Source organism: Streptomyces sp. NPDC048182, assembly GCF_043202555.1.
Lineage (GTDB): Bacteria > Actinomycetota > Actinomycetes > Streptomycetales > Streptomycetaceae > Streptomyces.
In genome coordinates this window covers 351685-362827 of the sequence record NZ_JBIDAQ010000004.1, presented here as the reverse complement: position 1 = coordinate 362827, position 11143 = coordinate 351685, and the positions used below count along the sequence as shown (strand labels likewise).

The following is an 11143-nucleotide window of genomic DNA, read 5'->3' as shown; positions in this document are numbered from 1 at the left end:
CCGGACGGGGAGTGTGCGGTGAAAGGACCGAGGCGTACGTGAGTGAGAACGCGAACCTCCTCGCGGAGCAGCGCCGCGCCCTGATCCTGGACGAGGTGCGCCGCAGGGGCGGTGTCCGGGTCAACGAGTTGACCCGCCGGCTCGGCGTGTCGGACATGACGGTGCGCCGCGACCTGGACGCGCTGGCCCGCCAGGGCGTGTTGGAGAAGGTGCACGGCGGGGCCGTTCCGGTGGTGGCGGCGAGCACTCACGAGCCGGGTTTCGAGGCCAAGTCGGGCCTGGAGCCGACCGCCAAGGAGGACATCGCGCGGGCCGCCGCCGAACTGGTCGCGCCGGGCGCGGCGATCGCCCTGTCCGGCGGCACCACGACCTTCGCGCTGGCGCACCGCCTGGTGGACGTGCCGGACCTGACGGTGGTCACCAACTCGGTGCGGGTCGCCGACGTCTTCCACGCGGCGCAGCGCACCTCGGGTGCGCGGCCGGGCGCGGCGACGGTCGTGCTGACCGGTGGGGTGCGCACCCCGTCCGACTCGCTGGTGGGGCCGGTGGCCGACCAGGCCATCGCGACGCTCCACTTCGACATGCTCTTCCTCGGCGTGCACGGCATATCGGCCGAGGCCGGCCTGTCGACGCCGAACCTCGCGGAGGCCGAGACCAACCGGCGCCTGGTGCAGTCGGCCCGGCGGGTGGTGGTCGTCGCCGACCACACCAAGTGGGGCGTGGTGGGGCTGAGTTCGTTCGCGGCACTGGAGCGGGTGGACACGCTGGTGACCGACGCCGGGCTGCCGCCGGAGACGCGCGTGGAGATCGCGGAGCACCTGGAGCTGGTCGTGGCGGGCGAGCCGGACCCCGGCGAGTGACCCGAGGCCCCGCTGACACCTGCCGTACCTCCGGCTAGGGTGACGCCACCCGGCCGAGGGCCGGGGTGTGCGGCTCGTCCTGAGGGGGTGTCGTCCATGGCTCGCCGTCTGCGTCCGGTGGGGCTCGGCTTCGTCGAGGCGGCTCCGGTACGGCTGGTCTTCGCGCGGGAGGTCGCCGCGGCGCCGGAGGCGGTCTTCCGGGCGCTCGCCGAGGACGTGCCGGGCTGGCCCTCGTGGTTCCCGGCGGTGACGTTCGCCCGGCCGATAGGGGACGGTGCGGGGCGCGAGGTCCGGCTGCGGGGCGGCACCCGTTTCGTGGAGACCGTGCTGGCCGCCCGCCGGCCCGAGGTGTACGCCTACCGCGTCGACCTCACCAACGCGCCCGGTGCCCGTGCCCTGGCCGAGGAGTGGCGGCTGACGCCGGCCGGCACCGGCACCCGGGTGCAGTGGACGTTCGCCGCGGACGGCACGGCCCCCTTCCGGTTCGCCCTGAGACTGGCCCGCACGCGCCTGGGACGCGCCTTCCGGGACGCCGTCGCCGCGCTGGACCGGCGCATCGCGGGGGCGTAGTCGCGGTCACGGTCTCAGCCGGGCCAGGTGCCGGTCCGCAGCAGCGCGTCGATGGCCGCCGTGTACGGCCCGATGTCCAGGCCCTGTTCGGCGAGCCAGGCGTCGGAGTAGTACTTGTCGAGGTACCGGTCTCCCGGGTCGCACAGCAGGGTGACCACGCTGCCGTGCCGCCCGTCGGCGACCATCTCGGCGACGATCTTCAGCGCGCTCCACAGCCCGGTGCCGGTCGAGCCGCCCGCCTTGCGACCGAGGGCCCCCTCCAGGGCGCGGACGGCGGCGACGCTGGCCGCGTCGGGCACCTTCATCATGCGGTCGATGGCGCCGGGCACGAAGCTCGGCTCCATCCGGGGCCGGCCGATGCCCTCGATACGGGAGCCGCAGTCGCAGGTGACGTCCGGGTCGCCGGTGGTCCAGCCCTCGAAGAAGCAGGAGTTCTCCGGGTCGGCGACGCAGATCCGGGTGTCGTGCTGCATGTAGTGCACGTACCGCGCGAGGGTCGCCGAGGTGCCGCCGGTGCCCGCGGTGGCGACGATCCAGGCCGGCTCGGGGAACCGCTCCAGGCGCAGCTGGCGGAAGATCGACTCGGCGATGTTGTTGTTGCCGCGCCAGTCGGTGGCGCGCTCGGCGTACGTGAACTGGTCCATGTAGTGGCCACCTGTCTCCGTCGCGAGGCGGGCCGACTCCTCGTACATGCGCCGCGAGTCGTCCACGAAGTGGCACCGCCCGCCGTGGAATTCGATCAGGCGGATCTTCTCCGCGCTGGTCGTGCGGGGCATGACCGCGATGAAGGGCACGCCGATCAGTTTCGCGAAGTACGCCTCGGAGACGGCGGTGGAACCACTGGACGCCTCGATCACCGGCCGGCCCGGCCGGATCCAGCCGTTGCACAGGCCGTACAGGAACAGCGAGCGGGCGAGCCGGTGCTTGAGGCTGCCGGTGGGGTGGGTCGACTCGTCCTTCAGATACAGGTCGATGCCCCACTCCTCCGGCAGCGGGAAGAGGAGCAGATGTGTGTCGGCCGAGCGGTTGGCGTCGGCCTGGACCTTGCGGACGGCGTCTTTCAGCCAGGCGCGGTAGGCGCCGTCGCTGTGGTCGACGTCGAGGGTGGCGCCGGTCCTGGACTGCTGGGGGGTGCTCACGACGAAGGGCTCCTTACGCTGCGCGCCGACGGCGCCTCGCGCGGCCGACCCCCCGATCATAGGCACCTTCCGCACGCTTCTCACCTGCATAAACGTCCCTTTGAGCGCCCCCAAGGCGTCCCTGGGGCGGGCGGGGCGCGGGGACAGGGGGGCGCATTCGCGCGAGTGCTCCGGGCGGGCGGCGGAAAGGGACGGCGCGCACTGGTGCTCGCCGCCGGGGACGGGCAGACTGCCTGCGGCGAGGTCGGGGGCCTCGTCGCGGGCGCACACTGGAGTACGACACGAGCCGGGTGTCGGACCCGCCGCGGCGGCACGGTCCGGACACCGACGCGTACGAGGGAGCGGCGGCATGGCGGAGCCGGAGTTCAGGGCCACAGGCGTGCGGATCGGCAAGCGGCTGCGCTCGCTGACCCGGGCCGGCCAGGTCCGGATCAGCGGCGGCAGGCTGGAGTTGCTCACCAGCTACGGCAGCGAGATCGACAGCGCACCGGTCAAGGCGGTGCGCGCCTCCCGGCCCTGGTTCGCCCAGCAGGGCCGGGCCCTTGCCGACGTCAACGGCACCCGGTATTCGCTGACCCTCGGCGACCGCGACCCCGCACCCGGCGAGCCGGGCCCGCCCGCGGCCCGCCGCTTCATCGAAGCGGTGCGCAGGGCGTCGGGCCGTCGCGGCTGAGATGCGGGTGAGTTGCGCTCTTGGACCCCGTGCGTCACGCTGGTCCCACGTCACTCTGGGTTTACCGGCGACAACGCTGCGAACCAGCCCGCCGGCCGCACAGCAGGCGGCGATCGCCGCGCGCCCTGCTGGATCCGAACTCCGTGTTCTTCCGGGCCACTATGTCGGGGAGTCGCAGCCGTGATCAGTCACCCAAGCAGACAGTGCACGGTGGAGCTGCAAGCCCTGCCGTCGCGGATCGGCCAGGTCCGCAGAATCGTCTCTGCGCAACTGCGCTACTGGCACATGGACTTCCTGATCGACCGGGCGGTGCTCGGCGTGACGGAACTGCTCACCAACGTCCACCTGCACGCCAGGCCCGACAAGACCTGCACCGTGGAGGTGGAGCTGGTCCCGCACCGGCTCAAGGTCTCGGTGCGCGACCGAGATCCGCGGCTGCCCGTGGTGGACGACGCGGAGCCGCTGGCCACCTGCGGGCGCGGTCTGGCGATGGTCGCCGCGATGAGCGAGAGCTGGGGCGCCCGGCCGGAGGGCGACTCCGGCAAGGTCGTCTGGTTCACGCTGCCGGCCGCCGGCCTGCCCCCGGTCGCCGGCCGTTCGCCGCGGCGCCTGGTCGAGGAGGTGCCCGCCGCCGCGTTCGCGGAGGCCGGCGCCGCCCCGGACCTCGGCAGAGGGCACCCCGCTCCCGCCCGGTCGGCCGTTGCCGGCTGACCGGGCGGTGACCCCGCCGGGGAGGCCGGGCGGGCCCGCTCTCACCGGGCGCCGTCCCGGCCCGTCCGGCCGAACCGCTCGTCCAGCACGGAGAGCCGGCGCCAGTACTCGTCCTCGTCGATGTCACCGGTGGCGAAGCGGTGGCCCAGGACGGCGATGGGCGAGTCGTCCGCCACCGTCCGCGCGCCGGGCCAGGCGCCGGGACCGCGGCGCCCGCGCCACACCGTGCGGCGCAGCAGCGCGACGCCCCCGCCGATGACCAGCACCCAGACCACCGGGAAGAGCAGGATCCACGGGCCGGGCCCGCCGTCGCCGAAGTTCGCCAGGCTCTGCATGGCGTCCACCTCCTGACGCGCGCTCGCCGCGCGCTCTCGTCCGTCTCGCCTCCGAGCCTCCTCCGCGCGCCGGTCCGCGTCGTCGTCCGGCCGACGGCACCGCGCATACCTCCCGGGGAGTAGGCAGCGTCCCGTCGGCCGCGCCTGGACTTCTGTAACTACTAGTATGTACAGTCCTGCCATGAGCACTTCGGAGCGCCTGATCGAGTCCACCCGCGAGCTGCTGTGGGAGCGCGGCTACGTGGGCACCAGCCCCAAGGCCATCCTGGAGCGCGCGGAGGCCGGACAGGGCAGTATGTACCACCACTTCACGGGCAAGCCCGACCTCGCCCTGGCCGCGATCCGCCGCACCGCCGAGGAGATGCGGGCGACGGCCGGGGCGCTGCTCGACGGACCCGGGACGCCGTACGAGCGGATCGAGGCGTATCTGCTGCGCGAGCGGGACGTGCTGCGCGGCTGCCCGGTCGGGCGGCTGACGATGGATCCCGACGTGATCGCCGACCCGGCGCTGCGCGCCCCGGTCCGCGAGACCCTCGACTGGCTGCGCGACCGGATCGCCCGGCTGGTCGAAGAGGGCCGCGAGCAGGGGCAGTTCGCCCCGTCGCTGGACGGCGCCGAGATCGCCGCGACCGTCGTGGCGACCGTGCAGGGCGGCTACGTCCTCGCCCGCGCCGCCGGCTCCCCGGACGCCTTCGACACGGCCGTGCGCGGTCTGCTCACGCTGCTCGCCGCGGCCCGCCCGTCGGCTTCCTGACCCTGCCCGTTCACTGAGCCCCACCCTGAGGGAGATCACGCCCATGCACATCACCCGAGAGCACCCGCACGCCCAGCAGGGGCCGGCCGAGCACTTCACCGGCTCGGTCTGGCTGGACGAGCTGGCCGCCCCCGCGCCGCCGTCCCGGCTGCGGATGTTCGACGTCCACTTCGCGCCCGGCGCGCACACCGCCTGGCACCGCCACCCGCACGGCCAGGTCCTGCACGTGCTGCGCGGGGAGGGGCGGGTGCAGCGGCGAGGCGGTGCCGTGGAGACGATCCGGGCGGGCGACACCGTGTGGATCGAGCCGGACGAGTGGCACTGGCACGGCGCCGGACCGGACACCTTCATGAGCCATCTCGCCGTCGTGGAGGCCGCGGCGGACGGCACGACCATCGACTGGGGCGCCCACGTCGACCACCACCACACGACCGCCTGAGGACATCCGCGATGCACGCCATGCAGTACGAGTTCACCCTGCCCGCCGACTATCCGATGGACGTCGTCCGCGACCGGGTGGCCCGCACCGGGCACCTCCTCGACGACTGGACCGGCCTCGGGACCAAGGCGTATCTGATCCGCGAGCGCGGACGGGACGGCTCGCCGGTCAACCAGTACGCGCCCTTCTACCTCTGGAACACGTTGGAGGGCATGAACGCCTTCCTCTTCGGCGGCCCCTTCCAGCGGCCCGCCGACGACTTCGGCCGGCCGGCCGTCCGCCAGTGGACGGGCCTCGCCTACGCCGAGGGCGACGCCGCCGGCGTCCCCGCCCGCACGGCGCTGCGCCGCCGGCAGCCCGCCCCCGAGGGGGTGCCGATCGCCGAGTGGGCGGCGCGGGCCGCGCGTACCGCCGAGCAGTTCGTCGAGGACCGGGGGGCGTCGAGCGCCGCGGTGGCCGTCGACACGAGCCGCTGGGAGCTGGTCCACTTCGCGCTCTTCGCCGAAGAGGCGCCCCCCGTCACCGACGGTGAGGTCTACCAGGTGCTGCACGTCAGCGCGCCCGAGCGGGACCGGCTGCCCCGGGGACGGCAGTGGTGAGCCGGGTGCGCACCGTCCTCGGCGACCTGCCGCCGGAGGAGCTGGGCGTGTGCGACGCGCACGACCACCTGTTCTTCGCCAGCCCCCGGCTGCCCGGCCAGGAGCTGGACAGTGTCCCGGACGCACGCGCGGAGCTGGCCGCGTTCCGGGAGCTGGGCGGCCGGGCCGTCGTGCAGTGGACGCCGTACGGACTCGGCCGGCGCGCCGGTGAACTGCCCGCGCTGGCCCGGGCGTCGGGGGTGCACCTGGTGGCCGCGACGGGGCTGCACCAGGACGTCCACTACGCGGCGGACACCCTGGCCCGGCTGGCCGGACCGGCGCTGGCCGAGGTGTTCGTCGCCGAACTGACCGAGGGCATCGGCGACTCGGGCGTCCGCGCGGGGCTCGTCAAGGTGGCGGGCGGCTTCCACACGCTCGACGCGCACGCCCGCTGGACCATGGCCGCCGCGGCCGAGGCCCACCACGCCACCGGGGCCCCCATCGCCGTCCACCTGGAGCTGGGCACCGCGCCGCTGGACGTCCTGGAGCTGCTGTGCGACACCCTGGGAGTGCCGCCGCACCGGGTGATCCTCGGCCACCTCAACCGCTTCCCCGACGCCCAAGTGCACCGGCAGGCAGCCGAGTCCGGCTGCTGGCTCGCCTTCGACGGGCCGTCCCGCACCCACCACGCCACCGACTGGCGGATGCCCGACGCCGTGCGGGACCTCGCCGAGGCCGGGTACGGGGACCGGCTGCTCCTCGGCGGCGACACGACGACGGCCGCCGCGCGTTCCGTCTCCGGCGGCCCCGGGATGCCGCATCTGCTGCGCCGCGTGGCGCCCCGGCTGGCGCGGGCCGTCGGCGAGGAGACGGTGCGGCACATCCTCACCACGAACCCGGCGCGGGCCTTCGCCGCGGAGTGGCGCTGACCGCGCTCGGCCGTGCCGTCCTGGAGGGCGACGAGGGCATCGTCGTCGTCGCGATCACCCGGGGGCCCCCGCATTCCGGCCAGTTCTCAGCTCAGTGCCGCCAGCGGGTCGTCCAGGACCGGCTGCCAGGCCAGTTCGGCGGCGCCGACCAGGCTGTTGTGGGAGAGGCCGCTGGACAGGATCGGCACCCCGCCGCTCTGCCCCCACAGGCTGCGGTCGGCGACGACCGCGCGCAGCCGCTCCGGGTCGGCCTCCAACAAGGTGCGGTGCAGCCCGCCGAGGACGATGCGGTCCGGGTTGAGGATGTTCACCAGGCCGGCGAGGCCGAGGCCGAGGCGGTCGATCAGGGCCTCGGCGGCGGCCCGGACCGTCGGGTCGTCGTAGTGCCCGCGGATCAGGTCCTCGGACTGTTTGAGCAGCGAGTACTCGGGGCCCGGGGAGCGCCCTGCCGCGGTGAGGAAGGCCAGCGGGTCGGCCTCCACGTCCAGGCAACCGCGGCTGCCGCAGTGGCAGGGCCGGCCCTCGGGGTTGACGGTGAGGTGGCCGACCTCCAGGGCGAGGCCCGAACTGCCGGTGTGCAGGCGGCCGTCGAGGACGAGGGCGCCGCCGACACCCCGGTGCCCGGTGGCCACGCACAGCAGGTCGCGGGCGCCGCGCCCGGCGCCGTGCCGGTGTTCGGCGAGGGCGGCGAGGTTGACGTCGTTGGCCGCGAAGGCGGGCCCGTCGAGGCCGGCGGCGCGCACCTGCTCGGCGAAGATCCGGCGCACCGGGGCGCCGGCCGGCCAGGCCAGGTGCAGCGGGTTCAGGGCCAGGCCGTCCGGTTCGGCCACCGCGGACGGCACGGCGAGGCCGGCGCCGACGCAGCGCCGCCCGCTCTCCCGCAGCAGCCCGGCGCCCGCCTCGATCACCGAGGCCAGCACCTTCGCCGGGTCGGCGTCGACGACCTCGCAGCCGGGCGTGGTGGCGACGATCCGGCCGCCGAGGCCGACCAGCGCCGCCCGGAAGCCGTCGGCGTGCACCTGGGCGGCGAGGGCCACGGGGCCGTCCTCGGCGACGGAGAGGCGGTGCGAGGGCCGGCCCTGCGAGCCGGTCGCGGCGGTGGGCCGGGCGTCGACCCGGATCAGGCCGAGGGCCTCCAGCTCGGCGGCGACCGCGCCGGCGGTGGCCCGGGTCACGCCCAGCTCGGCGGTGAGCACCGCCCGGGTGGGGGCACGGCCGGTGTGCACGAGTTCCAGCGCGGGTCCGAGCGCGCCGCGCCCGCGGTCCAGCCGCGTCCTGGAGGTGGTTCCGTCCCCCGCCGCCCGGGGATCCGCCTTGCCGGTCATGGGGGCGAGTCTGTCATGATCCGCCGCTGCGGCCCTCTCCCAGACCGCTGACCCGCAACGTGATGTTGACCCTGCCGGTCAGCCCCAACTCGGGCGGCGCCGAGCCCGCCTCCACCCGGGGCACACCGTGGTACGCGAGCCGTGCCGGGCCGCCGAAGACGAACAGGTCGCCGCTGCGCAGCTCGACGTCGGTGTAGGGGCGGGTGCGGGTCTCGGGGTTGCCGAAGCGGAAGACGCAGGTGTCGCCGAGGCTGAGCGAGACCACCGGCGCCGTCGAGCGCTCGTCGGCGTCGCGGTGCATGCCCATGCGGGCGTCGGCGTCGTAGAAGTTGATCAGCGCGATGTCGTACGGCTCCGCCGGCACCGCCTCGGTGCCGAGCGCGTCGGCCACGGCGCGGCGGGCCAGGTCGTCCAGCCAGGGCGGGAAGGGCTTGACCGGCGCGCCGTCGCCGTCGGCCACCGTGCGGGCGTAGGCGTACGGGTACCAGTGCCAGCCGAGGCAGACCTGCCGGGCGGTCATCGTGCCGCCCCCGGGGGTGCGCACGGTGCGCAGGCCGGCCGGCGGGCGGGCCCAGTCGCGGCAGGCGGCCAGGGTCTCCCGCTGCCGGGCCGCGTCCAGCCAGTCCGGCATGTGCACCGCGCCGGGCGCGACCTCGGCGCGGTCCCTGGGGAACAGCTCGGCGTCCATGGTGTCCATGGTGCACGACCGGTCGGAGGAGCACCGGTCACGGGAGCAACCGCCGCGGGCATGGCCTGAGCTGCGGCTCGGCTAGCCTGGGCGGCACCATGAGCGACCGTGACGACCGTATGACCACCCCGTGGGGCGAACGCGTGCTGGCCCGCTTCCCCGAGGAGCCGCGCGACCCGCTGCGCGCCTGGGACGCCTCCGACGCCTATCTGCTCGGGCACCTCGCCGACGAGGGGGTGGCGCTGTCCGGCACGGTCGTGGTGGTCGGGGACCGCTGGGGGGCGCTGACCACGGCGCTGGCGGAGCACCGGCCGGTGCAGATCACCGACTCCTGCCTCGCGCAGGAGGCCACGCGGGCCAACCTGCGGCGCAACGGCTTCGCGGGGGACGCGGCGCGGCTGTTCACCACCCAGGACCCGCCGCCGGAGCGGATCGACGTGCTCCTGGTGCGGGTGCCCAAGAGCCTGGCGCTCCTGGAGGACCAGCTGCTGCGGCTGGCGCCCGGCGTGCACGCGGGGACGGTCGTCGTCGGCACGGGGATGGTGAAGGAGATCCACACCTCGACGCTGCGGCTCTTCGAGCGGATCGTCGGACCGACCCGGACCTCCCTCGCGGTGCGGAAGGCCCGGCTCGTCTTCAGCACGCCCGATCCCGCGCTGACGCGCCCCGCCGCGCCCTGGCCGCTGCGCTACCGCCTCCCCGACGACGTCGGCGTGCTCTCGGGCCGCCCGGTCGTCGCCCACGCCGGCGTCTTCTGCGCCGACCGGCTCGACATCGGCACCCGCTTCTTCCTGGCGCACCTGCCCGGGACCCGGGGCGGCCGGGTGGTCGACCTCGGCTGCGGCAACGGCGTGGTCGGCACCGCGGTGAGCCTGGCCGACCCCGCCGCCGAGGTGCTCTTCACCGACGAGTCCTTCCAGGCCGCGGCCTCCGCGCGGGACACCTGGGAGGCGAACGGCGCGGCGGGACGCGCGGAGTTCCGGGTCGGCGACGGCCTCGAAGGCGTGCCCGACGGCAGTGCCGACCTGGTGCTCAACAACCCGCCCTTCCACTCCCACCAGGCGACCACGGACGCCACGGCGTGGCGGATGTTCGCCGGGGCGCGGCGGGTGCTGCGGCCGGGCGGCGAGCTGTGGGTGGTCGGCAACCGGCACCTCGGTCACCACCTCAAGCTGCGGCGGCTGTTCGGGAACAGCCACCTGGTGGCCGGCGACCGGAAGTTCGTGGTGCTGAGGGCCGTCAAGCGGTAGCCGGCGGCTCCTCGGACCCGGCCACCACCCGGAGCAGTTCCTCAACGGTGCGGACCATGGCCTGCCGGCCCACCGTGAGATAGCCGCGGGTGTCGACGGCCTCGGGGCGGGCGGCGAGGTACTCCCGGATCGCGCCGGTCATGGCGGCGTTGAGCGCGGTGCCGACGTTGACCTTGGCGATGCCGCCCGCGACCGCCGCGGCGAGTTCGGCGTCCGGCACGCCGGAGGAGCCGTGCAGCACGAGGGGGACGTCGAGGGTGCCGGCCAGCGCCTTGACCAGGTCGTGGTCGAGGGCGGCGGTGCGGGTGGTCATGGCGTGGGTGCTGCCGACGGCGACGGCCAGGGCGTCCACCCCGGAGTCGGCGACGAAGGAGCGGGCCTCGGCCGGGTCGGTGCGGGCGCCGGGCGCGTGGGCGTCGAGCGGCTTGCCGGCCCGGCCGCCCTGCCCCGGCTTGCCGCCGACCTCGCCCAGTTCCGCCTCGATCCACAGCCCCTGGGCGTGCGCCCAGTCGGCAGCGGCGCGGGTGGCGGCGAGATTCTCCTCGTAGGGCAGCCGGGCGGCGTCGTACATCACCGAGCCGAAGCCGGCGTCGGCGGCCTGGCGCAGCAGGGCGTCGCTCTGCACGTGGTCCAGGTGCAGGGCGACGGGGACGGCGGCGCCCTCGGCGGCGGCGACGGCCGCGCGGGCCAGCGGCAACAGGCGCCCGTAGCGGTACTTGACGGCGTTCTCGCTGACCTGGAGCACGACGGGCGCGCGCACGGACTCGGCGCCGGCGACGACGGCCTCGACGTGTTCCAGGGTGATGACGTTGAAGGCGGCGACGGCACGGCGCGCGGCTGCGGCGCGACCGACCAGGTCGCCGGTGGGCACGAGGGGCACGGACTTTCTCCC

Annotated in this window: 14 protein-coding genes; 9 read left to right on the top strand and 5 right to left on the bottom strand. The window is 75.1% G+C overall.

Features of this window, described 5'->3' with window-relative positions; all coding sequences use genetic code 11:
- Nucleotides 1–38 precede the first annotated feature (38 nt).
- Both ACGFZL_RS10410 and ACGFZL_RS10405 read left to right on the top strand, forming a co-directional pair.
- Nucleotides 39–860, top strand: coding sequence for a DeoR/GlpR family DNA-binding transcription regulator (locus ACGFZL_RS10410; protein WP_355169030.1), 822 nt, complete (start codon nt 39–41; stop codon nt 858–860).
- Between the two features lie 96 nt (nt 861–956).
- Nucleotides 957–1430, top strand: a complete 474-nt coding sequence (locus tag ACGFZL_RS10405; protein ID WP_355169032.1) for an SRPBCC family protein — start codon at nt 957–959, stop codon at nt 1428–1430.
- A 14-nt stretch (nt 1431–1444) separates the two neighbouring features.
- Here ACGFZL_RS10405 and ACGFZL_RS10400 read toward each other — a convergent pair whose 3' ends face one another.
- Nucleotides 1445–2569, bottom strand: coding sequence for a PLP-dependent cysteine synthase family protein (locus ACGFZL_RS10400; RefSeq protein ID WP_355169034.1), 1125 nt, complete (start codon nt 2567–2569; stop codon nt 1445–1447).
- Between the two features lie 349 nt (nt 2570–2918).
- On the opposite strand from ACGFZL_RS10400, the gene ACGFZL_RS10395 reads away from it, so the two are divergent.
- Nucleotides 2919–3242, top strand: coding sequence for a hypothetical protein (locus ACGFZL_RS10395; protein ID WP_355169036.1), 324 nt, complete (start codon nt 2919–2921; stop codon nt 3240–3242).
- Between the two features lie 210 nt (nt 3243–3452).
- A complete protein-coding gene (locus ACGFZL_RS10390) occupies nt 3453–3953 on the top strand; it encodes an ATP-binding protein (protein WP_355169038.1) in 501 nt (166 codons plus the stop codon).
- A gap of 41 nt (nt 3954–3994) precedes the next feature.
- Here ACGFZL_RS10390 and ACGFZL_RS10385 read toward each other — a convergent pair whose 3' ends face one another.
- The gene (locus tag ACGFZL_RS10385) at nt 3995–4288 is read right to left on the bottom strand and encodes an SHOCT domain-containing protein (protein ID WP_393690448.1); all 294 of its coding nucleotides are present in this window, start codon (nt 4286–4288) and stop codon (nt 3995–3997) included.
- A 181-nt stretch (nt 4289–4469) separates the two neighbouring features.
- Here ACGFZL_RS10385 and ACGFZL_RS10380 point away from each other — a divergent pair, with 181 nt between their 5' ends.
- The 4 genes from ACGFZL_RS10380 to ACGFZL_RS10365 are packed head-to-tail and all read left to right on the top strand — an operon-like array spanning nt 4470 to nt 6988.
- Nucleotides 4470–5042 (top strand): TetR/AcrR family transcriptional regulator, encoded by a 573-nt coding sequence (locus ACGFZL_RS10380; protein WP_393690447.1) that lies wholly within the window; start codon nt 4470–4472, stop codon nt 5040–5042.
- 43 nt (nt 5043–5085) lie between these two features.
- Nucleotides 5086–5481: a cupin domain-containing protein gene (locus ACGFZL_RS10375; RefSeq protein ID WP_393690446.1), complete on the top strand. Its 396-nt coding sequence runs from the start codon at nt 5086–5088 to the stop codon at nt 5479–5481.
- Between the two features lie 11 nt (nt 5482–5492).
- The gene (locus ACGFZL_RS10370) at nt 5493–6080 is read left to right on the top strand and encodes a DUF4865 family protein (protein ID WP_393690445.1); all 588 of its coding nucleotides are present in this window, start codon (nt 5493–5495) and stop codon (nt 6078–6080) included.
- Nucleotides 6077–6988: a phosphotriesterase gene (locus tag ACGFZL_RS10365; protein WP_393690444.1), complete on the top strand. Its 912-nt coding sequence runs from the start codon at nt 6077–6079 to the stop codon at nt 6986–6988. Before ACGFZL_RS10370 ends, ACGFZL_RS10365 begins: the two co-directional genes overlap by 4 nt.
- 86 nt (nt 6989–7074) lie before the next feature.
- On the opposite strand, the gene ACGFZL_RS10360 is transcribed toward ACGFZL_RS10365, so the two are convergent.
- A complete protein-coding gene (locus tag ACGFZL_RS10360; RefSeq protein ID WP_393690443.1) occupies nt 7075–8313 on the bottom strand; it encodes an ROK family protein in 1239 nt (412 codons plus the stop codon).
- Nucleotides 8314–8326: 13 nt separating this feature from the next.
- Nucleotides 8327–9001, bottom strand: a complete 675-nt coding sequence (locus ACGFZL_RS10355) for an alpha-ketoglutarate-dependent dioxygenase AlkB (protein WP_355169337.1) — start codon at nt 8999–9001, stop codon at nt 8327–8329.
- Between the two features lie 119 nt (nt 9002–9120).
- Here ACGFZL_RS10355 and ACGFZL_RS10350 point away from each other — a divergent pair, with 119 nt between their 5' ends.
- Entirely contained in the window at nt 9121–10251 is a 1131-nt protein-coding gene (locus ACGFZL_RS10350; RefSeq protein ID WP_393690610.1) for a methyltransferase, read from the top strand.
- On the opposite strand, the gene ACGFZL_RS10345 is transcribed toward ACGFZL_RS10350, so the two are convergent.
- Entirely contained in the window at nt 10241–11131 is an 891-nt protein-coding gene (locus tag ACGFZL_RS10345) for a ketose-bisphosphate aldolase (RefSeq protein WP_393690442.1), read from the bottom strand. The two genes, ACGFZL_RS10350 and ACGFZL_RS10345, sit on opposite strands and share 11 nt — an antisense overlap.
- Nucleotides 11132–11143: the final 12 nt, after the last annotated feature.